The organism is Atopobium sp. oral taxon 199 str. F0494 (assembly GCF_000411555.1).
GTDB lineage: Bacteria > Actinomycetota > Coriobacteriia > Coriobacteriales > Atopobiaceae > Lancefieldella.
Map to the genome: position 1 here is coordinate 1,058,523 of NZ_KE150486.1, position 23,966 is coordinate 1,082,488.

The following is a 23,966-nucleotide window of genomic DNA, read 5'->3' on the forward strand; positions in this document are numbered from 1 at the left end:
CTTTGAGCGTTACTCACAGTTTAAAGCAAGTTTAAATCACGAAGGACTCTATGGCACCCCAAATTCATCTGCACATCCTTGCCAGTGGCTCAGGTGGAAACGCCGCCATTGTCGAAGGGCCAAGAACCAGCATCCTTGTGGACTGCGGTCTTTCAAAGCGAGAACTGCTGCGCCGGGCGGATGAAATGCACGTCAATATGCGCCGCGTAGCTGCTGTTTTCATCACTCACGAACATTCTGACCACGTTTCCGGTCTCCGCGTATTTTCAAATTGCTTTGACGTTCCTGTTTTTACCACGCCAGGCACCGCGCAGGTTCTTTCCGGCCGGGCGGGCACGACCGGCATTACATTTTCCGAGATTGCTCGCGACAGTGTTACCCATATCGGTGAGATTGCCGTCCACGCCTTTCCTACGTCGCACGATGTCGCCGAACCTATCGGCATGCGCTTCAGTCTCTTTGACGAGAAGGACCTTGAGACAGATAGTATCGGCTATTGCACAGACACGGGCGTTCTGACCGACGACGCCCTTCTACGCCTTGCGGGCGCGCGCATTTTGGCGCTCGAATCAAACCATGATGAGCACATGCTTGCCACAGGACCCTATCCGCAAATGCTTAAAAGCCGCGTGGGAGGGCCTTGCGGTCACCTCTCAAACGAACAGGCAGCTCACGCGGTTATGGAGCTCGTGAGCGATTGCACAGAGGCGGTCGTGGGTATGCATCTTTCACGCGAGAACAACCAGCCAAGTATTGCCGTGCGCACCCTTGCCGCCGCGCTTGACGCCAAACCTGAGAATGACATCTTCACACAAGCCCGTACCGACACCGGCCTGCGTATTCTTGTCGCCAGTCAAGATTGCCCCATAAGCATCCTCTAGGGATTGGCGCCTGACGGACAGATTGCCTCATAAGTATCTTCTGGGAGTGCACGCCTCCTGGGCGGGCTATGTAAGCGGAAAACTAAGCGGGAGACTAAGCAGGAAAACAAAAAGCGGCTCGAAGTTTTGCTTCAAGCCGCTTTGAGATGCTGTTGGGAAAGAAACGCACGAAAGTCTTTCTAACTCCTCAGATTCTCGTTAAGACTCTCGATTCAAACCGCCTTAGTCAATAGAAATCTTGGTAACGTTTGCTTTCTCGTCCTGCTTTGGAACGGAAATCGTCAACACGCCGTTATCGAGTTTTGCGCTCAAACCCTGTGTCGCCGCATCCTTCAGATACACACCGCGAGTCGCACGCCACTCAGAGGATTCCTTATGCAGGTAATTCTTACCCTTTTCCTCGTCGGATTCCTTGTGCTCAGCAGTAATGGACAGACGACCCTCATTCAACTCAACGTCGATGTCCTCACGAGAAAGACCGGGGAGCTCTGCGGTCACCACATACTTCTCTCCTGCGTCTTCAACGTTCATTGGAAATGCTTCAGAGCTTGTGGACGAGAACGGCGAATCGAAGAAGCTCTCAAGGCTTCCGCCGAAAGGCCAATTACTTAACCCGCGCGCGTAACGATCAAAAGGAACCATACCATTCATCAAAACCACTCCTTTGCTGGTAATGTGCCATCTCTGGCACTCCGTTGTTCATTGTTCTATATGCCCAATCCAAGGAAGTTTAATCAAGATTTTGAAAATTTCTCAGCCTGTATAACATATGTTATCTAAGTGTTATTAACTCATATATTCCAGCGATTTTACTGACGAGAATACCTGGGGATTCAGATCATCCTCAAGTTCTAAACCCCTCTTTTAACTCATCGCAAGACAGCTGGGCGCCCATGGATTAGAATAGTGCAATGGGTAACCGCTCAACCACGGAGGTTAACGTGGACCAAACTACAAATTCTCATGAAAAGCTCCCTGCTGACGCGGGCCAGATACTTGATGAGGAATCAATGACTCATACTATTCCCCAAGAGACTTCATCGGGCCAAGAAGCTCCATCGAGCCACCATTTCGATGCAGAACATACTGATACCGCTGAGCAGGCAGTCGAAGAAGAATACGAAACGATTGAGGCTTTTTCCGGAGAGACTTCCTTTGAAGAAACTCTTGAGGATGACATTGCACCGTCTCATGATCACGGCCATAACGAGCTCTCCGCCGATGATGCACACAAGGGCACGCATTATGTTCGTAAGCGTCGAGCGCACAAGACTGTAGAACCCATCAACGACTTTGCCCATGGTGAAGAAGATGAAGCCTCTGCCGCTCATGAATCCAGCTTTACCATTGGCAAGGTGCATCATGGCCACAGCAGCAGAAGTTGGAAACGATCCAACGCTGAGATCGCGCAGCTCAGAAAAGATCTCCATTACGGACAATACCTGCAAGTCCCTAAGGGGCAGCGCGATATCTTCGTAAAGAAGGAACGTCGTATGCACGCGGGTTCTCTGATTGCGGCTGTTGTAGTGCTTGTCATTATTGCCATCGTCGCATATTTCCTGTGGACATGGATGTCAGCCAACTGGGGATCTGCTGTCAGGTAGCGAAGCGGGTCAGGTAGCGAAGCGTGCACGCATCGTATATAGCCTCACAACAATAGCCTTACAACATCCGCTTAGCAAGCTACTCATTCGATGAACTGTTCATTTGACGGCAACTCAAAGAAATCAAATTGATATTTGGCTATGTTGGCTCTGTACCACAATTATGGGACAGAGCCAACATTTAGGAATTGTATCTATTCGCACGACAGTTAGTGCGCCAAAACTAGCACGCCTACAGCACAAAACCCTTACATCCAGGGATCCCGCTCAAACAGCGGCTCGGGCTCAGGGCGACGGTCGGAATAGGGATCATACCCATCATCGTCTTCGTTTTCAGCACGAATATATTCCGACCGCTGCGCCTGTACCTTTTTGACAGGCCTATGTACGTTTGGCCTTTTCGCAGAATTCTTTTTCGCAGAATTCTTTTTCGCAGAATTCTTTTGCGCGGAATTCTTGCCCTGTGCCAATGCCCCTGGCGAGAAGGGCGTGGATTTCCTACCATCGTTCACAACAACAGTGTCACGAAGAGTTTCTTGGGATGCGTCGTCAACGTTTGTCAGGTTGTCTTTCACGCAATCACGCTTCACGCGCAGCCTCCTCGCTTCACTTCCACTGCCCTTCTCGCCACAATGCGCCAATCTCACGCTAAGCGCGATGTGCCACAAGGTTCCCGTCATCGTCGGTATCAATGAGGACAGTGTCGCCCTCATGAAGCTCGCCGGCAATGATGAGGTTTGCCACCTGGTCAACAACGCGCCGCTGAATCAACCGCTTCAAAGGACGCGCGCCGTACACAGGGTCCAAACCGTCGAGCGCCAGGGATTGCACTGCGGCATCAGAGAGCTTAAGTGTCATGCGCTCCCGCGCCAGACGTGCACGGACGTCCTTAAGTTGGATGTCCACAATCTTCTCGATATCGTTCAAGCCAAGCGGCTGGAAGATAACCACGTCATCGATACGGTTCAAAAACTCCGGGCGGAATGCGCCTCGCAGCGCGTCCATAACCTGCTTACGCGTCTCTTCGTTCATTCCGGAAGCACCCGCCCCAGCAATGAACTGGGAGCCAACGTTGCTGGTCATGATGATGATCGTATTCTTGAAGCTCACCACGCGGCCTTGTCCGTCCGTCAGGCGACCGTCATCAAGCACCTGCAAAAGCACATTGAATACATCTGGATGGGCCTTTTCCATCTCGTCCAGGAGCACCACGGAGTACGGATGACGCCGCACGGCCTCGGTAAGCTGGCCGCCCTCGTCATATCCCACATATCCGGGAGGAGCACCAATCAAACGCTGCACCGAGAATTTCTCCATGTACTCGGACATGTCAATACGAACCAACGAACGCTCATCGTCAAAGAGTAGCTCTGCCAGCGCCTTTGCCAGCTCGGTCTTGCCAACGCCGGTCGGCCCCAAAAAGAAGAAGCTGCCCAGCGGACGATTAGGATCAGCAAGGCCTGCACGGCTCCTGCGGACCGCTGCCGAAACCGCAGATACCGCTTCGTCCTGACCAATGACGCGCAGGTGAAGCTGGCTCTCAAGATTTTTGAGCTTGTCCATCTCGCCCTGCATCATCTTGGACACGGGCACGCCGGTCCACGATGACACCACCTCAGCGATCTCATCTGTGGTGACTTCCTCTTTCAGGAGTCCGCCATCTTCCTGCTTGGCGAGAAGCGCCTTCTCGGCTTCATCATATTGACGCTGAAGCTCGGGGATCGTGCTGTAACGAAGCTCGGAGGCACGTGCAAGGTCTCCGTCACGGGTAGCACGATCCATTTGCGTACGGGCATCATCCATCTGAGCCTTGAGCTCCTGAACCTTATCAATAGCGCTGCGCTCGTTTTGCCAGTTAGCCTTCATGCCATCAAGTTTTTCTCGCGTTGTGGCAATTTCCTCACGCAGAGCCTCAAGACGCTCCTTTGATGCGGCGTCCTCTTCCTTCATGAGCGCCTGCTCCTCGATCTGCATCTGAGTCAGCTGGCGATCCACAGCATCGATATCGGAAGGCATCGAATCAAGCTCCATGCGCAGGCGGCTTGCTGCCTCATCAACCAGGTCGATAGCCTTATCAGGCATGAAACGATCAGAAATGTAGCGGTTCGAGAGATCGGCGGCTGCCACGAGCGCGGAGTCCGTAATGCGGACGCGATGATGCTGCTCGTACTTTTCCTTCAGACCACGCAAGATTGAGATAGTGTCCTCAACGGAGGGTTCGGAGACCAGCACGGTCTGGAATCGGCGTGCCAAGGCCGCGTCCTTCTCGATGTATTTACGGTACTCGTCAAGCGTAGTGGCGCCAATAGCGCGCAGCTCACCGCGGGCAAGCGCCGGTTTCAGGATATTGCCGGCATCCATGGAACCCTCAGTAGCGCCCGCACCCACAATGGTGTGGAGCTCGTCAATGAAGAGAATGATATGACCGTCGGACTTGCTGACCTCTTTCACCACGCTCTTCAAGCGGTCCTCAAACTCGCCGCGATACTTTGCTCCTGCTACCAGCGCTGACATGTCAAGTTCAACCAACTCTTTATCGCGCAGTGTCGAGGGAACGTCTCCGGATACTATGCGCTCCGCCAGTCCTTCAACGATGGCGGTTTTGCCAACGCCAGGCTCACCGATAAGCACGGGGTTGTTCTTGGTGCGGCGACTCAGCACCTGGATGGTGCGGCGAATCTCTTCCACACGACCGATGACCGGATCAAGTTTGCCCTGACGAGCGAGATCTGTCACGTTGCGGCCGTAATGTTCCAGCGCTTCAAACTCAGGCTTCGCATCTTGCGAAGTCACACGTTCATCACCGCGGAGCTCATTGTAGACCTCTTCCACGCGCTTAGCAGTCACGCCGGCATCGCGTAAGATACGGCCGGCCTCAGACTTGTCGTTAGCCAGCGCTGTCAGCAGATGTTCAGACGTCACATAGGAATCTCCCAGTTTAGTGGCAAGCTTTTCAGCCTCGTTGGTCACTTTGACCAGGTCATTCCCAAGACCGATCTGCGTTCCCCCGCTTACATGAGGCGCACGGCCGATAGCGTCATCCGTCTGGGCTTCTATAGCCTCAGGATCAGCGCCGACCTTCTCCAAAATAGAACGGAGATTACGCTCATTGCTGTCAAGCAACGCCTTAAGCAAATGTATAGGAGCTATCTCGGAAGCCTCGGCATCACTTGCGATGCTCAAAGCCCCTTGCAGCGCCTCTTGGGCAGTTACTGCCCACTTATCAATTCTCATATAATCATCCCCTTGTATTCGATGTTTATCAGAACGTATTGTTCCCGATTTATAGGGAGATATACAGAAAATCTAAGTGTCAATGTATTAGATTTTAGAGTAGTAGCCCAGACGTTAGACTGGTACCCCATCATAGGCAAGGTGAAGCTCAGATTCAATGCGCGAGAAGAACTCGGAAGGAGTAAGCGCTGGAATATCTGAATGAGAGAAGTCGCGCATATTTCTCGTAATGATATAGTCCGCTTTCACCTTCTTTGCGACACGCCAGATAAGACAATCCTCAAAATCTTTCCAGCCTGCGGCAAGCGCAGCGCGAATATCTGTTTGATCTAGAGAACAGATCTTGAATAGGGGAAGGGCTTCTTTTATTATCTCTTGCATGTGCTCAGGACCGTGCGCTTTGGAGCCGATATAAAACAGATCGGTATACGACTGAGCTGATGTCCACAGCTCCGCATCACGGAATTGCTCCATGACAAGCAGCTTTCTTGCATCTGCAACAAAGGGCTCTCTCGCCAGAAAGATGTCTAGAAGCACGTTGGTATCAACCAAGAGTCTCATAGTCTTTCGTCTTCCACTCGCTAACTGCCTCTTTGTATGTGCTGCCTCCTACTTCCTTCCAAAACGATGCAGGAGCAGGAATCGAGATCTTCTTAAAAAGCCGCGCAAGGTCTTCTTGATCTCCCTTGCTCAATTTACGAATCTTTGTCTTGGAAGAAGGTTTGGACTTAACGGACTTCTCGGCACAGGGAAGTTCTCCGGTAGCAAGGACATAATCAAAGGCAGCATTGATGAGCTTTGTGGTATTTGATCCAAGGGACTCAAGGATCCCGGAAACCTGATTTTTTACCTCAACGGGAATGCGAGCAGTTACGATGCTATCCATAGCTCCTCCTTACAAAACCCATGAACAACAGTGTATTCGTGTATTACAACTATGTCAAGAATGGGAGTGTTGAATGAGATTTGCATCTCGTGACTTTTGCTCTATGTAATGTTAAAGTAAATGTATGAGAAACCTCAAGTGGACAACCTAAACCCAACGGGAGCTTCGCCTCTAGGAACTTAGGTGAACACGGAAACTTGGCTAAGCATGTATAACGCAGTGTTTGGAGCCAATGTTGCGGTTGGGGTAACCGTAGCGGCTGACTACGAACTTGCTGTTCTTACATTTGTGGTGGCATTTCCTCTTAGCGAGCAGGATGGTCAACAGGAATAATGATTTCCAAGTCGTTTAGTGTAGGCATTCTTGGTATAGGTGTAGGAATTTGTTTTCTCCTTATTGGGGCTGTAATGGTGAAGACAGGTAATCCTAGCCTAATCCACAGCTATCATATTGTTCAAGTTCCGAGAAGTAGACTCTCGTTTGTAGCTAGATTGGTCGGTTTCGGAGCGCTACTGATTGGTGTCGGCGCTACTCTTATGGGTGTCTGTGCTTTCGTAATCGAAAATATGACTTCGCTTGTTTTTGTTTTGGCAGCTGTTGTGATGGTTGTTGGTGTAGGTGTTGCTTTGGCTACAGTCATGGTATTTACATTTCGGCCATGGTCATGAAAGATGTTACTTGCACCAAAGTTCCGAATACTTATTGGATAAGTAACAATCCAATAAACTGATACGATCGAGCGGCTGAGGAAGTATCCTGACTGCTCAATTACTAAACGTATATCGGATGAGGATCAAACGACTTTGACTTCTTTATAAAAAGGATTTGAATCTAAGCTAGCCAAGAGACAAGACTTTGGAAAGCGATTCCTTTGATTAGCCTCCGCTTCCGCCGTGTTGTTATAAAATCAGAGATTGATGCTCTACGGCAGGTAGATTTGGTGGTTTCGTGATTCGTTATGTAATTTCGAAGTTTATTAGAACAAAAGGATCCTTCATCTTTGTTTTTATTACAGTGGTAGGAATTGCTTTTACCTATACCATGCCGTATGTAAGCGGGAAACTTTTGGATTTTATTCTCGGCAACCGCAGCGAAGAGGACGCCGTACTATTTGCTCTTCTGGTAGCTTCAATAGGGATCTTTTCTGCCTTATTCTCTTAATGGCCGCGGTGATGGAAGATAAACCCAGATTGACACAGAAACAGAACGATTTGGTAGAGATTGATGAGATAAAACGCATTTCGATATCCGATTTAGTATTCTCGGTTACTCTTCCAGACGGATCTGTCCAAAAGGTTCTAGATGACTTCTCTTTTGAGTTTTCTGGTCCCGGTACATACTGCATAGTGGGAGAAAATGGACAAGGCAAGACATCGCTACTGTACTTGATACTTGGACTGTATACATCAGAAGGCAAAGTAAGGTATAACAATATACCCATCGAAAAGTGTAATTTGGATTACATACGTGCCGAAGCAATCTCGTGCTGCCCTCAGGTATGTTTCGCTCCAGATCTTCCATTCAACAAAGCAAGAGACCGGAAACGCTTTCTGATCTCGGACGTTACCTGATGGGACGTCATGATAACGGTCCTGTCTGTATCCGCCATCACCGTATCGATCAAACTTTGAACCGATGCGGCGTCCAGGTGCGCAAAGCTTTCGTCATAGATCACAATCTGAGGCTTGAAGAGGAAGATGCGAGCAAGCGCCAGTCTTTGCCTCTCTCCCCCGGAAAGACTGCTTCCCGACTGGTTGATCAGGTGATCTAGGCCCTCCGGATATCGCGTGAGGATCTCCTCAAAGCCCGATTGCTTGAGAGCAACAATTACCTCTTCGTCGCTAAAAGTCTTCTGGAATAAAGTGATATTGTCTCGGATACTTGCGTTGAAAATGAAGGTCTGCTGAGAACAGGGGATGATAAAGCGAGCGTACTTCTCGCTTTTATACTCTTTGATAGGATGTCCGTCCAAAAGGATCTGTCCTTTATCCGGCTGCAGCACATCGGTCAGCAGCTGGATCAGTGTGGTCTTGCCACTTCCGGAATCACCTTCAAGAAGATACTTGCCGCCGCGCTCAAGGCTGAAGCTGATATCCGATAGGATAGGACGCTCTTTATCGTAACTGTAAAAAACATGGTCTGCAGTAAGGCTTGAGAACTGCGAGGGGATATCTCTTGTTCCGTCTTCAGCAGAGTCCTTCCTATCGAGAAGAGCGCGGAACTTCCTGATGATCTCCTTGGCGCCACGCATATCAGTGATGGCATCGCTGACATTTTGGATGGGGCTTGCAATGTAGACCACAAGCTGAGAAGCCGCCACCATCATGCCGACTGTCATCAGACCTTGAAGAGTGAGGATGGCTCCGATGAAGTAAATGCCGATGTAGATGATCTGGCCTACGGTAAAGGAAAGCAGGCGTGCCAGCGAACTCACATAGCGCGCCTGAAACCTGCTCTCTTCCCAACTCCGGTTTGCCTCACTCATTGCCTCTCGCGAAGCCTCACTAAGATGGAAGCTTCTCAGGAGGTCAAAGCCCTCAAGATGCTCGTTGGCGGTGACCGTAAAACGCTCTGCCGACTTAGACTGCTCTGCTCGCCTTTTGGAAATACGAGGCGCCATAAACTTAGGAATCAGCATCTGAACGGCGATCATAGCGAGAATAAAGAGTGCAAGCCACGGTGATATGAACAGAAGGATCGCCAAGCTGACGACGCCGGAGAAAATATCCACCAGCGTATCGACAAAGACACGAAAATAGGTCTCGTCAAGCAGATCAAGATCATTGGTAAGTACGGAAAGCCACTGAGCAGTATTGTGCGTATGAAATTCAGGAACAGGCTGCTTGAGGATCTGTTGCATAAGATCATCACGCAAGTTTGTCTGGCTGCCGCGAAGCACCGCCCAGCGAAGGTGCCTGCAGAGCAGATCCACAAAGAAGTAACAAGCAATATACAGGGCAAACCAAAGCCCGTAGTTCAAGGCATCCGAAAGCTGACCGCTCACGGCAAGGTCAACGGACTGCAGCATCACATATGAAAGCGCTATTTCAAACAAACTGCTTAGGAGGGAGAAAACAACAAAGAGAATGAGTTTGCCTTTTTGATTCAGATAGAGATATCTCAGCATGCACTTCCCCTTCTCCGAAGTTAGCCTGCGGTGCGCATCCCTATGGTGCACGCCTCTATGGCCTTTGCGTCCTAACTCGCTCTTCTTCTCCCGAGACTATAGGCACTATACCTCTTTCGTATCCTCAGGATCAGAATCTGAAGACATGCCTAAAAGACGCTGCATGATCTGCTCGGGACTTGACTCCTCGTAGCGGGCAAGCGAAGTGATGCGCTCGCGCATTTTATATTCATGCAGCTCATCTTCAAGCTCACGAACGCGAGCGCGGAGCTCATCGATCTCATCGTCCTTCTCGACAGCGCGCTCACGCATATCAAGGATGCGCACAACGCCGGCAAGATTGATGCCCTCGTCTGTCAGCTTTGCCACAAGATTGAGCCGGTCGATATCCGCACGCGAGTACAGACGGGTATTGCCGCGAGATCGGCCCGGATTGACCAGGCCTTTCTGCTCATACACGCGCAGCGTCTGCGGATGCATGCCGGTGAGCTCGGCTGCAACGCTGATCATATACAGCGGCTTATTGCGACTTTCCCGACTTTTGCGATTCTCGTCACTCTTGCGCGCCATCGCTTACACATCCTTTCGGTAGCTACGCGCGTCGTCATTCTTCAAAGATTCCAACGCTTCGCGCTCCTTTTTGGTCAGTCTTGTAGGAATTTTTACCTTGACCGACACGTACAAAGCGCCACGGGACTCCGGATTCTTCACGCGCGGCGCGCCCAGCTCACGGAACCTGAACGTCTTGCCGTTCTGCGTACCGGCGGGAACCTTCAGGCGGACCGTTGTTCCGTCAGGCGTAGGCACCTCAACCGTCGCGCCCAAAGCTGCTTCATACATGCTGATAGGCAGCTCCATACGCACGTCCGCGCCGTCACGCTTAAACAGCGGATGCTCATCAACTTTAATGGAAACCACCAAGTTGCCACGCTGTCCGCCGTTGCTCCCGTACTCACCGCGCTTCTTATACCTGAGTTTCATGCCGTCATAAGCGCCCGCAGGCACTTTGATAGTAAGCGTCTGCTCCTCTCCCGTTGAAGGGATGCGATAGGTTGCTTTGCGAGAAGTACCTTTGAGAGCTTCGTTAAAGCTCACTTGAACGGACATCGTCAAATCTCCGCCGGCAGACGGCCTGTTAGCGGTAGCTCTACCGCCGCCGAAGATAGACGAGAAATCAAAGCCGCCCATGCCACCCATGCCGCCAAAAATATCGGCAAAATCGGCGCCATCAACGTTGGTGGTATAGGTATAGCCACCCTGCGTGCCGCGACCGCCAAAGCCCGAGCCGGGAATGCCGCCAAACATGAGCATTTGGTCGTATTCCTTGCGCTTAGACTCATCTGAGAGCGTGTTGTACGCCTCAGAAATCTCCTTAAACTTTTTCTCATCGCCACCTGCATCAGGATGATACTTAGCAGCAAGCTTGCGAAAGGCTTTTTGAATATCGCTCTTCGAGGCGTCGCGCTTCACCCCCAGAACGTCATAAAATGTTTTCTTTCCGGCCATGATTCAGCACGACCTCCTCTCATAAAAACTTTACTTACCTCTTGCTCTTGTCATCACTGGACTCGGCGTTTTTGGAACCGTCGGCATTGGCACCATTGTCAGAGCTGCCCGTCATGCCGTGGCTATCGAAAGCTTCCGCCGCGTCCTGTTCAGGGCGCTTAGGGCCGCCGTGGGTTACCGTTACCATAGCGGTACGGATAACCTTACCACCCATGCGATAACCCTTCTGATACACCTGCGCAACACTCTCATCGTAGGCTTCAGCGTCCTCGACCTGGCCGACCGCCTGATGTGACAGCGGATCAAATGCCTCGCCGGCAGGATCAATCACGTTGACGCCCTCTTTGTTGAGCACGTCCACAAGCTTGTTCTTCACTGCCGAAACGCCTTCAACAAACTGCACCGACTGCGAGTCTGTCAAATTGTCGGCATGCTCTATTGCACGCTCTAAGTCATCAATGACCGGCAGGAGTTCGATTACCAGCTTCTCCGTTGCACGCTCGCGCTCATCCAAGCGCTCCTGAGCCGTACGGCGGCGATAGTTATCCCAGTCAGCCTGCAAGCGCATGAACCTGTCAGTAGCTTCTGAGGCCTCCTTTTTGGCAGCCTCAATCTGATCGGCCATAGAGTCAAGTTGAGACTGTAAAGCATCTCGTTCAGCGCGCGCTTTGTTGGCGTCTTCCGCAATCTCGCGTTCCGCCTGCTCTTCTCCGCGGCGGATAGCTTCTTCAACCATGGCCTGCTCATCAAGGCTGTCAACAGCGACCGCGCCGGCAGCGCCAGCTACTGCGTCACCATCTACGCCGGCAGCGCCAGTCACCGCAGCGCCATCTACGCCCGCAGCACCCGTCTGAGCGCTTCCGTTGTTCTCATTCTCAAAAGCGGCGTCATTGCCTCCCTTGGCATCTTTGCCCACTTCATCGATTGGCACGTTCACGTCACCCTCCTTCTATATGTGAGGGAGGCAGCCAATCAAAGCCGGCCACCTCCCCGATGCGAACGTCATTGCTTTTGCTCGCTCTCTATCCGCCCGTTTGCTGTACGGCAGCGGCGAGAAGCCCTTCCGCCCGCGACTTAGTTCTGAGACTTGTCGTCGTCAACAACCTCGTAATCAGCGTCTTCAACATCACCGTCAGCCGCGTTGGCGTTGTCGGCAGAGGTGTTATCGGAGCCAGCGGTCTGAGCCTGGGCGTCAGCGTACGCCACCTCGGCGAGCTTGTGTCCAACCTCCTGGAGCTTCTCGCCAGCCGCCTTGATAGCCTCGATATCGGTGCCCTCAAGCGCCTTGCGTGCTTCAGCGACGGCCTCCTCGGTAGCCTTCTTCTGATCCTCGGGGACCTTATCGCCCAGATCTTTCAGGGTCTGCTCGGTGCCGTACGCAAGCGAGTCGGTCTGGTTGCGAATCTCAATCTCGTCCTTACGCTTCTTGTCTTCCTCAGCGTGGGACTCGGCGTCCTTGACCATGCGATCGACTTCGTCATCAGAAAGCGCCGTGGAGCCGGAGATGGTAATCTCCTGGGACTTGCCCGTTGCCTTGTCCTTTGCGGTGACCTTCACGATGCCGTTGGCGTCGATATCAAAGGTAACCTCAATCTGCGGGGTACCACGACGAGCAGCCGGAATGCCGGTCAGGTTGAACTTACCGAGCGACTTGTTGTCCGCAGCCATCTCGCGCTCGCCCTGCAGGACGTTAATCTCAACGGACGTCTGGTTATCAGCGGCCGTGGAGTAAATCTCGGTCTTGGACGTCGGAATGGTGGTGTTGCGGTCAATCATCTTGGTCATCACGCCGCCCATGGTCTCAACGCCAAGGGAAAGCGGGGTAACATCCAGAAGCAGGATGCCGGAAACGTCACCGGTCAGAACGCCGCCCTGAACAGCCGCGCCGTCAGCAACAACTTCGTCCGGGTTCACGGACATATTGGGCTGCTTGCCGGTCATGGTCTTTACAAGATCCTGAACGGCAGGCATACGAGTGGAGCCACCGACAAGAATAACCTCATCAACGCTGGAAATCTGGAGACCGGCGTCCTGGAGTGCCTTGGTTACTGGAGTCTTGCAGCGATCAAGCAGATCACGCGTAATGCGCTCAAACTCAGCGCGAGTCAGCGTATAGTCAAGGTGCTTAGGACCGGTCGCATCAGCGGTAATAAATGGCAGGTTAATCTGTGCTTGCTGAGCACTTGAGAGCTCCTTCTTGGCGTTCTCCGCAGCCTCCTTCAGGCGCTGAAGCGCCATAGGATCCTTGCGAAGATCGATGCCGTTGTCGGAGTTGAACTTATCGGCGAGCCAGTCAATCACGCGCTGGTCCCAGTCATCGCCACCGAGGTGGTTGTCGCCATTGGTAGCAAGAACCTCAACAACGCCGTCGGCAAGGTCAAGAAGCGAGACGTCAAAGGTGCCGCCGCCAAGGTCGAAGACGAGGACTTTCTGATCCTTATCTTTCTTATCAAGACCGTAAGCAAGGGCAGCCGCCGTCGGCTCGTTAACGATACGCTGGACATTGAGGCCTGCGATCTTGCCGGCGTCTTTGGTTGCCTGACGCTGAGAGTCATTGAAGTAGGCAGGAACAGTGATGACAGCGTCGGTCACTTTCTCACCGAGGTACTTCTCGGCATCAGCCTTCATCTTTGAGAGAATCATGGCGCTGATTTGCTCAGGCGTATAATCGGTGCCCTCAATCTCCACGACCGCGCGACCGTCAGTACCGGACTTGACCTTGTACGGAACGGTCTTCATCTCGGACTGAACCTCGTCAAACTTGCGGCCCATGAAGCGCTTAATGGAGAACACAGTGTTCACCGGATTGGTGACAGCCTGGTTCTTTGCCGCTTTACCAACAATGCGGTCGCCGTCAGCGCGGAAGCCCACGACCGACGGAGTAGTACGATCTCCCTCAGCATTCACAATAATAGTCGGCTCTCCGCCCTCAAGGACGGCCATAGCCGAGTTGGTGGTGCCAAGGTCGATACCAAGAATCTTTCCCATAGTTAGTGTTCCTTTCCTTTGCAGGCTCAGTTGGCGAGAAGCCCCTTGTTATGAAACTACCTCTCCAACAGGACTTTTCTCCACACCACGCCTGCGGTGTTTCTGCTTTACGGTTGAGGTTATTCCCCCTATGTCAAGTTTATATACATAATCTAAGTGTCTTTGTATAAGGTTTTTATGTGAGAAATTATCTCCGCCAAAATTGGTGCGAAGAGGCAAAGAACTTCAAAGTCGGAGAAAACGGAAAGCTACGGAAAGCGGAACCAAGAGTCTAATAGCATCGCCTCATGTATGAAGAAATGAAAGTGCAACAAGTTCTCTGACAAGTTGCTAGCCTCTCAGAGAATCACGACCGTAAGTAGCCTGCCAGTTCTTAGTAAACTCCTTAACGGCAATCTCAGTTCCAGGATGACCGATCATCGTATAGGCGATTTCAGGTGGAACAGTCACTGCCTGAATGCCAGCAGTGATAAGAGTGTGAACCTGCTCGGCATTCTTAAATGACGCGGCAATGACCTTCGAGTTCAATCCCTGGGTCTCAAGCATCTGAAGCAAATCTATGACCTGCCCGATGCCATCGCCATAATTGCACATGCGGTTGACATAGGGAGCCAGATAGTCAGCTCCATTCAACGCTGCCAAAAAGGCCTCATCAGCAGAATAGATGGCTGTTGCCAGAACGCCAAGACCCTCAGATTTCAGCTTTTTTATCGCCTTGTAACCTGTGTGGGTAACAGGAATCTTGACATATGTGTTTTTGGGACGAAGGCTGCAAATGTAACGGGCCTCTTCCAGCATCTTTTTATACTCTGTTGAAACTGTCTGGACAAAGAATTTCTGCTCAGGATGCAAATACTCCGCGAATTGCCGGATAACATCTTCAGGGCTCTTACCACTCTTGGCAATAATTGTGGGATTGGTAGTCACGCCGGCAACAGTTAGTAACTCATCGAGCTTCTTTACAGCATCCAAATCAGCGGTATCAAGAATAAATTCCATGGTTGCTATGCCCTTTCATGCATTGTCGTAGCTACTCGTCCCCGTCATCCATCTGGTCTTCAATGCCGAGAAGCCCGTCTGCTTCATCCAAAGAACCAACGGCGGTCACGCCCTTGAGAGTTTTCTCCATGGCCCGCGTGCGTGTGCCAACAAGCCCGTCGATAGTCTTCGATGCCGTATTCAGCTGCTTCTGCGCCTTCTCAAGCTCACGCCGATACTTGGGCAGCTCCGCCTTGACCGCCGCAAGCACCTTTTGTATCTCATCCGCACGCTTTTGAATGGCCACGGTCTGAAATCCCATCTGCAGGGCGTTGAGCAGTGCTGCCATAGTGGACGGACCGGCAATATTGATATGCCACTCCCGTTGAATCTGCTCGACCAAACCTGTGCGATTCACTACCTCGGCATACAGCCCCTCAAAGGGCAAAAACAAAACCGCGAATGACGTGGTCGCCGGCGGGGCAACATACTTCTCGTGGATGTCTTTCGCCTCACTTTTCAGACGAGTTTCCAGTTCTTTCCAAGCGACGTCAATGGCCGCGGCGTCGCCGGCTTCTTTCGCATCTTCCAGGTGTCCGTAGGCCTCGCCAGGGAATTTTGCGTCAATAGGCAGGTACACAAACTCATCGTCCTTGCCGGGAATCTTGACGGCAAACTCAACCCTATTGGTGCTGTCGGGAACGGTCGCCACATTGGTTTCATACTGCTCTGGAGCAAGAACCTCCTCAAGGATTGCTCCTAGCTGCACCTCGCCAACAATGCCTCTGGTCTTAACGTTGGAAAGGACTTTGCGCAAATCACCGACACTCTGCGCCATTCCGCGCATCTCGCCAAGCCCTTTGGAAACAGAATCTAGCTGATCGTTGACGAGCTTAAACGACTCGCTGATACGGTCATTCAGCGTTTTCTGGAGTTTCTCGTCAACGGTGGCACGAATCTGCTCAAGGCTCCTGCTGCTGTCCTCGCGAATAGCAATAAGCTGGCGAGAAACACTGTCTTGGACGCCCTTCAAAGTCCCGCTGATGCCGGTTTGCATGGCAGCGTAGCTCTTCTCTTGTGCAGCCCGAGCATCGCCGAGTTCTTTAATTGTGCTTGTTCTGAAATCCCCCATCGCACGTTCCACATCGTTAACTTTACCTGTCATTTCGGAAAGTCTGCGATCAAGCACGTCAATAGACGCCTGGGACTGCTCTCGTGTGTGCTTCATCTCTGAATCAATTTTTTCACTGATAGTCGTGGAGAGCGAAGCGAAAGTCTCCGCGGAATCTCTCGTACGGCTCCAGGTCATACCCGCAAGAATAGCGGCCATAACAGCAGCCGCAGCAGCAACAATCAAAATCAGCGTATCTGTTTGCATATTGACCCCAGCCTCAATCCAAATTGTTTGACGATTCCAATTCCACGTCCTGTATACCCCTACATTGTAAGGCGGCCATCATGGTACAACGCTATCGATCCACTCTTAGTAAACAAAAAGCGAGAAGCGCCTGAGGTTCCAAGCGCTTCTCGCTATGAGAAGAGGGAGATAGCAAAACTCTTAGCGAAGCGGAGTTGAAATCTGCTTAGTGCGTCGCGTCCTCAAAGAACTCCCACGCCTCAGCGTCAGTTGCTCCTTCATGCACAATCTTGCGAACAGCCTCGGCCATCTGTAAGGGGTGGGTGCTCTGGAAGATATTGCGCCCCATGTCAACACCACGAGCACCCTTCCTGATAACGTCATAAGCAAGGTTGAGAGCCTCGCGCTCAGGCAGCTTCTTACCACCGGCAACCACAATCGGCACCGGACAAGCAGCTACAACCTCTTCAAAGTCTTCGCAGTCATAAGTCTTCACAATCTGGACGCCCATCTCAGCAATGATGCGGGTAGCCAGCTTGAAGAAACGACCCGTACGCTCCATATCTTTGCCAACCGCACAAACACCGAGTGTTGGAATGCTGTAATGGAAACCGGCATTGACCACTTGACTCAGATTGTCAATGCTGGAAAGCTGACCGTCAGCTCCGATAAATGTTTGAACAGCCATGCAGTCGGCGTTCATGCGGATAGTGTCCTCGATATCCACAGCAACGACCTCATGTGAAAGATCGGCCTGGAGCATCGAAGAGCCTGAAGTCACGCGAAGCGCGATACCTTTGGATATTTGAGGAGGAACACAGCTACGAAGCGCGCCTCGCGTGCCCATAAAACAATCAACATAGGGAGCAAGCTGCGGAAGCAGCAAGTCAAGACGCTCAAGACCGGCCGTTGAGCCCATGAAATACCCATGATCAAAAGCGAACATGACCGTATTGCCGCTCTTAGGGTCAAAGATATTGGAAAGATGCTTCTGCATACCCCAATCAAGATTATTCGCACCCTTTACATAAAACCCTTGGTCGTTAGCGAAAGGAGTATCAACGTGATAATCCTTAGCAACTTTAAGGCCATCAAGATCAGCCATATGAATCCTTTCTTTAGGCGAATCTGCGACGCACCGGCAGAGGCAGTAGCCGATGCGACGCAGAAAGGTACAACAAAATGAGCTGTCTAAGCGCTCAACCTCAGTGTCGAGAAGCGCTTGGATGCTTAAACCGAATACTAGAACGCGTAATTATTCATGTTCTCTTTTGTGAATACCAGGCGCTCAGGCAAAAGTACTACGCCGTTGTTCTTCTCGGCAGTCTTGGCGCCTTCGGCAATGGAATCATTTGCCTCTACCTTGACATCGCCAATACTCGGGATAGAAATGGTATCGCCAACCTTAACTTCATTGCCAGCGGCGAGGTATGCCGCAACGTAGCAGCCCATAGCGCCTTGAACAGCGCAATCCCAAAGACCCCAGTTGTAAATAGTGCCATGCTCACAGTAGGACTTGATGGACTGCGGGGATGCAAAGCCGGTAATGGTTACCTTCTGAGCGTCGTAGCCCTTGTTCTCGGCGGCCTGGAGCTGACCCGGAAGAGCAGTGGAGTCGTTGCAGATAATGAGGTCAATGGTGGGATAGGCGTCAAGAATCGCCTCGCCAATGGTGATTGCCTGCTCAGCATCCTGATTGGAGTAGTAGTTCTCGTGAACGTTCTTCCAGTTAGGATAGGTTTCTTTGATAATCTTCTGTGCAGCGACCTGCCAAGAGTTCTGGTCGGTAACTGTCGCCTGAGAGTAGTGCCAGACGTAGGTAATCTCATCCTTTGCAGGATCCTTGCCGCGTTCCTTAAGGCCTGCGACGCCCATATCGACAAGCATTTGTCCAAGAATTTCGGGGGTTCCTTGGGAAACCATCAAGGTGCGATCCTCGGGATTAGAGTCGGAGTCCCAGGTGGTAACAACGATACCCGCAGACGTTGCCTTCTTAAGCGCATCGGAAACGCCGTTTGCATCTACGGTGGAAATGCTGATTGCATCTACGCCGTTAGCGACTGCCTGGTTAATGACGGATACCTGAGCAGAAACAGATGCAGTCGCGTCACCGATATAGTCAACGGTGAAGCCCCATTCCTTAGACTTCTCCTGAGCACCCTTATTAGCGGACTCAAAGAAAGCGTTACCGGTAACCTTTGGAATGAACGCTACGGTCTTGCCTTTGACGTCTCCACCACCGGACTGCTTCTTGTCGCCATCGTCTTTCTTCGTTTCACCACCGCCATTGCAGCCTGTAAGAGCGAGGCCGGCAGTCACTGCCGTAAAACCAGCTGCGCCAATAAAACCGCGACGAGTCATATCTTGCATAGTCGAACCTCCCTTTCATGTGTCCGACATATGCCGGACACGAGCCTCCCGAAGCGTTAGGCCTCGGCTGATTTGCCACTCCTCATGAGTAGCGATTGTAAAAACGTGCCGATATGCATACCACTTGCCGCCGAACGAAACACGATGACGACAACAAGCAAAATGCCAACAGGAATATTGAGGTACTGCGGACTCACCTTGAAACACAGGGGCAGCCCGAAGCGCAAAAACGCGATTACGAAGGACGCAAGAGCAGTTCCCACGATAGATCCCTTGCCGCCGGTAGAGAGCGTTCCTCCTAAAACGACCGCCGTAATAATGTCCATTGTCAGGTCAGCGCCAAGATCGGACTTTGCGGTTCCCAGATACGCCGTCAGCACCGTACCTGCTATAGCCGCCGACAATGCGCTCAGCATATAAGTAGACATGATTACACGACGGCTATTGATGCCCGAAAACTCCGCGGCGCTTTGGTTAACGCCTACAAGTGTGATACGCCGACCATACTTAGTCTTGTGCAGCAATATAAAGGCGATGCAAAGCATGAGCGCATAAACCAGCAGCTGAAATGGGATAACGCCAAAAAGCTGGAAGTTTGACACAAACTTGAATTCGGCCGGGAAGCCGCCGATGCCCTGATAGCTCTCCGTTTTGGAAAGCGTAGAGATTAAAAGCGCCAACCCCGAATACAAGAAGCTTCCGCCCAGCGTAACCACCATAGCCTGAACACGGCAGTAGGCTATGAAAAAGCCTGACAAAGCTCCACAGGCAACGGCCAAAGCAACGGCGACCGCTACCGCTCCCCAAATAGGAAGACCGAAATCCTGCCAGCCGACACCAATGGTAATGGACGTAAGACCCACAAGAGACGCTACCTGAATATCAATACCTCCTGTCACCATAACCAGTGTGACAAAAAGCGAAATCATAAAGACGGGAAGGTTGTCGTTAATGCTGGTAAACAGTAACGCCGGGCGCAAAAACTTCGCGTTTGCAGAACCAAAAACGGCAAATTCGATTATTAGAAGCGCTATAAGGATAAGGTTCCAGTTTGTCTGTCCGTGGGTCAGGAGACGCCTGATTTTCTCGCCCATCAGCGATCACCTCCCCTCTTGCCCGAAGGACTCAAGGCTTCCGCTCCAAATTCAGCAATCTGTTCGGCAAGCTGTTCTGAAGCCGGCTTCTGAGCAACACGAGCATTCAGTCGGGCATGTCGGTTCTTAATAACCGCCCTGTGCTGAAGCAGCGCGTCCACAACGACAATGACAATCAAAATAACACCGGTTATAGCATTGTCGTAATTTGACGAGAAGCCCATGAAGACCAAAAGGTAGCTGATAGAGGCCATGATGACGGATCCGACAGCAGCGCCGAGCACAGAGCCGACACCTCCCAGAAGGCTCACTCCGCCAAGAACACAGGCAGCGATAGCTTTCATCTCATAGCCGTTACCTGACATAGGCGTCACGAATCCAATGCGACTGCAGAAAAGGATTCCGCCTACGGCAGCAAAGACGCCGCAAAGAACATAGGCCAAAATCTTGGTCCGAAGCGTTGGAATGCCTACAAGCGTGGCGCCGTTAGCATTATCGCCGACCGCTGCGAACCAGCGGCCACGGCGCGTCTTGGTGAGCGCCAGATGTATAACGACGACAAGGGCGATGACAGTACAGTAGTAAATCGTAAGGTCACCCATACCTGTTACGGCGGAAAAATCCTTGAAGCTTTTGGGAAGATTTTCGACCCACGCACCATTTGTGTACACATAGATAATACCGCGGAGCACGCCGTTCACACCAAGGGTAAAGATGAGCGAAGGGGCTTTCATGATAGCAACGCCCCAGGCGTTAATAAGACCAATGACAGCACCAATGGCAATTCCTGCGGCTACCGCAGCAACAAGTGGTTGACCGTCACGCAACATAGTCCCCACCACGGCCGCCACAAGGCCGAGATTAGAGCCGACGGAGACATCGATTTCACCAACGAACAGCGTAAACGCGACGCCAACCGCCACGAGCGTATACACGACTGATGTGTTAAAGCAGGCGGCAATGGTTGCCGGTGTCATAAATGCCGGGTTAATAGCGCCGACCACAATAAACAGCACAAGCAAGAAGACAAGACTGCTGAGCCCACGGGCTTTCATGAGGCGTTTTATCAGATCCACCAGGCACCCCCTTACAAGCCGAAAGCGGCGGACATGAGATTGTCCTGCGTAATGCCGGATTTTTTGAATTCATGATTGATGCGGCCGCGATGCATAGTAAAGGCGCGGTCTGCAAGTTCAATAATTTCTTCCATATCAGAAGAGATTAAGAGAATGGATACTCCCTGTCTGCGCAGTTCCTGGATAACGGAGTACACATCGGCACGGGCGGCCGCGTCAATACCGCGTGTCGGCTCATCTAATATGACTACCTTGGGCTTTACAGAGAAGGCGCGGCCAATAACGATTTTTTGTTGATTGCCGCCGGAAAGGCCGCCGACTTCTTGGGAGAGTCCCGTTATTTTGGTTCGGAAGTTTTCCACATACATCCTGGAAACATCCTGCTCTTTCTTTCTGTTGAGAAACACGTTTCCCAAAAGCGCGCCGCCTAAAAGGGAACTCGTAGTATTTTCCGCTACATCGCGGATGCGGAAGAGGCCGTCATTAAAGCGATCCTCTGGCACATAACTAAGACCAGCAGCAATGACATCCTTCGTTGACGCTCCTGTAATATCTTTGCCGCCTACAACGCAAGTACCTCCAAGCGTCTTGTCCATACCATAGATTGTCGTTGCCATCTCAGAGCGCCCAGCGCCCACAATGCCGGCAAGGCCTACGATTTCACCGGGATAGATGGAGAAGCTGACGTCAGCAAAGCCGTATCCTGAAAACTCTGACAGCTCGAAGACAGGCTCCGCCGTATAGTCTATCTGCGCGCTTTCCCTGGCGGTCTCTCGGCGAATTTCAGCCGCGTCCGGAGGAAGCAGTCCGCGCACAAGATCTTCTCGCGTAAAATCTTTCACGTCCCCACGCATTGCCATAACACCATCGCGCAGGATACCGACACTTGTAGCAATGTCGAATACTTCCGCCAAGCGGTGTGTGATATAGATAATGCCAATGTTCTTTCGTCTTAATCCTCGCACGACTGAGAACAAACTTTTGACCTCATCAAATGTTAAGGCTGAGGTCGGTTCGTCCAAAATCAGTATCTCTGAACGACGCATAAGGCCGCGGAGAATTTCAACCATCCCTTGCTCTGCAATAGAAAGCGTCGATGCTTTGCGCTCTAGGTCAAGTTCCCAGCCGATATCTTTCATAGTTTCAGCAAGCAGTTTGTTGAGCTCAGCTTGGGGCGCTCCAAAGCCAATGGTGATATTCTCGCGCACACTCATGTTGGGGAAAAGCATTGGCTCTTGCGGAACCATATAGATGCTGTGAGCCAACGCGGACTTCGGATTGGAGATATCAACTTTCACCCGATCGATTGATATCTCTCCTTCGTCTGCGGAATAGATACCCATGATGATTTTCATAAGCGTTGACTTGCCTGAACCGTTACCGCCAATAAGCGCCAGTACCTCGCCAGGTCTCAAATCCAAATCAATTCCCTTGAGCACTTCATTTGATCCGAATGACTTCCGAATTCCCCTTACAGAGAGGAGCGTGTCAACCGCGTCAGAAGCCTCGCGCGTGTCATGCTCACCATGCGCGCTAGCTTTCTCGCCCACAGCGTGCACATCAAGCTTCTCGCGCATATCTTTTTCCGATAATCCTATTGGCGATTTCGGATCGTTTGCATCCAAATGGATATCTGAAACATCATCCATCAATTCTCCTACCTACAGAGATAGCGGCCACGCAGAACTCTTTCCTTTGAAGATATCGACAATCTTTTATATGTCCTAGCCTTTGCGGGCTGAGCGGTCACAAGTTGCCGGTAAGCGGTATTTTGTACTTGTATAAAACTATTGTATTCACAAACTACTACCCGTAAAAAATAAATTATGCTATATCTACCAGTAATTACTGAAAATAGAGTATTCTATTGCTTGAATTCAGTTTATTACTTTTGTCTATACTTAAAACAAAAGTAATATTTGAGGAGGATACGATTGGACGAAAGAACCTATACGCTTGCTGCAAAGGCAGCGTGGTACTACTACATGGAGAACTACACCCAGCATCAGATTGCAGATGCTATGAGCATTTCTCGCGCAAAGGTAATTCGGCTCCTTGAAGACGCTAGAACCGATGGCATTATCCAATTCAATTTCAGAAAAGACGACACAACTCGCATTGGCCTTGAGCGGGAGCTCATAGCAGCGTATAACCTCAATGACGCCTTTGTTGTTCCGACTCCTTTTGACGATGCTTCCACAAACAACACTATCGCTCGAGCCGCCGCACTCTATGTCAAAGATCATCTCCGGCCGGATGGCTACCTCAACATAGGCTACGGGGATACCGTCAGTTCAATGTTGAGTTATCTTGCCCGAGAGATTGAATCCTCGATTAATGTCGTCAGCCTCACTGGCGGCGTCAGCTACTACCTCCCCACGGTTAGTTCCACCGCCTACGCCATGAGGCTTTTTCTCACTCCATCGCCGCTTATCGTCTCTTCTTCTGAAGTCCGCGATGCTCTTTTAAGCGAGAAGAGTATCCAAGAAATCTCCTCTATGACCCAATATGCGGATATGAGCGTCGTCGGTATCGGAGCTGCGATTGCAGGAGCAACGGTTTTGAGAAACGGCATCATCCGTGAATCAGAACTCGCCGTTCTTAAAATGCAAGGAGCGGTCGGTGATATCCTCAATCATTTCTACGACAAAACCGGGACGCCCATCACAACCGAAATAGAAAGTCGCACCATCAGTACGGATATCAAAAAACTCCGCAGTATGAAAAATGTTGTCGGTGTTGCGGGAGGGCTTGAAAAAGTTGCTGCAATAAAGGCAGTCCTTTGTGGCGGCTATCTGAATGTTCTTGTCACAGATTCCAAGACGGCGAAAGAATTACTTTCTATCGAACACTAGCTGGGAGGAT

The 23,966-nt window shown here is 51.3% G+C and carries 22 protein-coding genes; 5 read left to right on the forward strand and 17 right to left on the reverse strand.

The window, feature by feature from the left end:
• Positions 1 to 50 precede the first annotated feature (50 nt).
• A complete protein-coding gene (locus tag HMPREF1527_RS04760) occupies positions 51 to 881 on the forward strand; it encodes an MBL fold metallo-hydrolase (protein ID WP_016477570.1) in 831 nt (276 codons plus the stop codon).
• Between the two features lie 222 nt (positions 882 to 1,103).
• Here the strand turns inward: HMPREF1527_RS04760 and HMPREF1527_RS04765 are convergent, their stop codons facing one another.
• Positions 1,104 to 1,532, reverse strand: coding sequence for an Hsp20/alpha crystallin family protein (locus HMPREF1527_RS04765; protein ID WP_016477571.1), 429 nt, complete (start codon positions 1,530 to 1,532; stop codon positions 1,104 to 1,106).
• Positions 1,533 to 1,822: 290 nt separating this feature from the next.
• On the opposite strand from HMPREF1527_RS04765, the gene HMPREF1527_RS04770 reads away from it, so the two are divergent.
• Complete coding sequence (locus tag HMPREF1527_RS04770) at positions 1,823 to 2,485, forward strand: hypothetical protein (RefSeq protein ID WP_016477572.1); 663 nt, start codon at positions 1,823 to 1,825, stop codon at positions 2,483 to 2,485.
• A gap of 248 nt (positions 2,486 to 2,733) precedes the next feature.
• On the opposite strand, the gene HMPREF1527_RS07785 is transcribed toward HMPREF1527_RS04770, so the two are convergent.
• The 4 genes from HMPREF1527_RS07785 to HMPREF1527_RS04790 form a co-directional block, all read right to left on the reverse strand.
• Positions 2,734 to 3,075 (reverse strand): hypothetical protein, encoded by a 342-nt coding sequence (locus tag HMPREF1527_RS07785; RefSeq protein ID WP_016477573.1) that lies wholly within the window; start codon positions 3,073 to 3,075, stop codon positions 2,734 to 2,736.
• 58 nt (positions 3,076 to 3,133) lie between these two features.
• Positions 3,134 to 5,719 carry an ATP-dependent chaperone ClpB gene (gene clpB / locus HMPREF1527_RS04780; RefSeq protein WP_016477574.1) on the reverse strand — a complete coding sequence of 862 codons (2,586 nt, stop codon included), beginning with the start codon at positions 5,717 to 5,719 and terminating at the stop codon, positions 3,134 to 3,136.
• Positions 5,720 to 5,833: 114 nt separating this feature from the next.
• Entirely contained in the window at positions 5,834 to 6,280 is a 447-nt protein-coding gene (locus HMPREF1527_RS04785) for a PIN domain-containing protein (protein ID WP_016477575.1), read from the reverse strand.
• A complete protein-coding gene (locus tag HMPREF1527_RS04790) occupies positions 6,264 to 6,605 on the reverse strand; it encodes a hypothetical protein (protein WP_016477576.1) in 342 nt (113 codons plus the stop codon). Before HMPREF1527_RS04790 ends, HMPREF1527_RS04785 begins: the two co-directional genes overlap by 17 nt.
• Before the next feature lie 183 nt (positions 6,606 to 6,788).
• Here HMPREF1527_RS04790 and HMPREF1527_RS07790 point away from each other — a divergent pair, with 183 nt between their 5' ends.
• Together HMPREF1527_RS07790 and HMPREF1527_RS08020 are read left to right on the forward strand one after the other, a co-directional pair.
• A complete protein-coding gene (locus HMPREF1527_RS07790; RefSeq protein ID WP_016477577.1) occupies positions 6,789 to 6,938 on the forward strand; it encodes a hypothetical protein in 150 nt (49 codons plus the stop codon).
• Between the two features lie 839 nt (positions 6,939 to 7,777).
• Positions 7,778 to 8,176, forward strand: a complete 399-nt coding sequence (locus tag HMPREF1527_RS08020) for an ATP-binding cassette domain-containing protein (protein WP_369745300.1) — start codon at positions 7,778 to 7,780, stop codon at positions 8,174 to 8,176.
• Here HMPREF1527_RS08020 and HMPREF1527_RS04805 read toward each other — a convergent pair.
• The 12 genes from HMPREF1527_RS04805 to HMPREF1527_RS04860 all read right to left on the reverse strand — a co-directional run bounded on the left by HMPREF1527_RS04805 (position 8,098) and on the right by HMPREF1527_RS04860 (position 22,750).
• Positions 8,098 to 9,732 carry an ABC transporter ATP-binding protein gene (locus HMPREF1527_RS04805; RefSeq protein WP_016477580.1) on the reverse strand — a complete coding sequence of 545 codons (1,635 nt, stop codon included), beginning with the start codon at positions 9,730 to 9,732 and terminating at the stop codon, positions 8,098 to 8,100. The genes HMPREF1527_RS08020 and HMPREF1527_RS04805 overlap by 79 nt on opposite strands.
• A gap of 105 nt (positions 9,733 to 9,837) precedes the next feature.
• Positions 9,838 to 10,302: a heat shock protein transcriptional repressor HspR gene (locus HMPREF1527_RS04810; protein ID WP_016477581.1), complete on the reverse strand. Its 465-nt coding sequence runs from the start codon at positions 10,300 to 10,302 to the stop codon at positions 9,838 to 9,840.
• Positions 10,303 to 10,305: 3 nt separating this feature from the next.
• Positions 10,306 to 11,238, reverse strand: a complete 933-nt coding sequence (locus tag HMPREF1527_RS04815; RefSeq protein WP_016477582.1) for a DnaJ C-terminal domain-containing protein — start codon at positions 11,236 to 11,238, stop codon at positions 10,306 to 10,308.
• Between the two features lie 34 nt (positions 11,239 to 11,272).
• Positions 11,273 to 12,175: a nucleotide exchange factor GrpE gene (gene grpE / locus HMPREF1527_RS04820; protein WP_016477583.1), complete on the reverse strand. Its 903-nt coding sequence runs from the start codon at positions 12,173 to 12,175 to the stop codon at positions 11,273 to 11,275.
• A 137-nt stretch (positions 12,176 to 12,312) separates the two neighbouring features.
• On the reverse strand, positions 12,313 to 14,226 hold the full coding sequence (dnaK, locus tag HMPREF1527_RS04825; RefSeq protein ID WP_016477584.1) for a molecular chaperone DnaK: 1,914 nt from the start codon (positions 14,224 to 14,226) through the stop codon (positions 12,313 to 12,315).
• Positions 14,227 to 14,556: 330 nt separating this feature from the next.
• On the reverse strand, positions 14,557 to 15,225 hold the full coding sequence (locus HMPREF1527_RS04830; RefSeq protein ID WP_016477585.1) for a transaldolase family protein: 669 nt from the start codon (positions 15,223 to 15,225) through the stop codon (positions 14,557 to 14,559).
• Positions 15,226 to 15,256: 31 nt separating this feature from the next.
• Complete coding sequence (locus HMPREF1527_RS04835; RefSeq protein WP_016477586.1) at positions 15,257 to 16,582, reverse strand: DNA recombination protein RmuC; 1,326 nt, start codon at positions 16,580 to 16,582, stop codon at positions 15,257 to 15,259.
• A 205-nt stretch (positions 16,583 to 16,787) separates the two neighbouring features.
• A complete protein-coding gene (gene lsrF / locus HMPREF1527_RS04840; protein WP_016477587.1) occupies positions 16,788 to 17,666 on the reverse strand; it encodes a 3-hydroxy-5-phosphonooxypentane-2,4-dione thiolase in 879 nt (292 codons plus the stop codon).
• A 137-nt stretch (positions 17,667 to 17,803) separates the two neighbouring features.
• Positions 17,804 to 18,931: a substrate-binding domain-containing protein gene (locus HMPREF1527_RS04845; protein ID WP_016477588.1), complete on the reverse strand. Its 1,128-nt coding sequence runs from the start codon at positions 18,929 to 18,931 to the stop codon at positions 17,804 to 17,806.
• Positions 18,932 to 18,987: 56 nt separating this feature from the next.
• Positions 18,988 to 20,025: an ABC transporter permease gene (locus HMPREF1527_RS04850; RefSeq protein WP_016477589.1), complete on the reverse strand. Its 1,038-nt coding sequence runs from the start codon at positions 20,023 to 20,025 to the stop codon at positions 18,988 to 18,990.
• Positions 20,025 to 21,101 carry an ABC transporter permease gene (locus tag HMPREF1527_RS04855; RefSeq protein ID WP_016477590.1) on the reverse strand — a complete coding sequence of 359 codons (1,077 nt, stop codon included), beginning with the start codon at positions 21,099 to 21,101 and terminating at the stop codon, positions 20,025 to 20,027. Before HMPREF1527_RS04855 ends, HMPREF1527_RS04850 begins: the two co-directional genes overlap by 1 nt.
• 11 nt (positions 21,102 to 21,112) lie before the next feature.
• A complete protein-coding gene (locus tag HMPREF1527_RS04860; protein WP_016477591.1) occupies positions 21,113 to 22,750 on the reverse strand; it encodes a sugar ABC transporter ATP-binding protein in 1,638 nt (545 codons plus the stop codon).
• 285 nt (positions 22,751 to 23,035) lie between these two features.
• Here HMPREF1527_RS04860 and HMPREF1527_RS04865 point away from each other — a divergent pair, with 285 nt between their 5' ends.
• Entirely contained in the window at positions 23,036 to 23,956 is a 921-nt protein-coding gene (locus HMPREF1527_RS04865) for a sugar-binding transcriptional regulator (RefSeq protein WP_016477592.1), read from the forward strand.
• Positions 23,957 to 23,966: the final 10 nt, after the last annotated feature.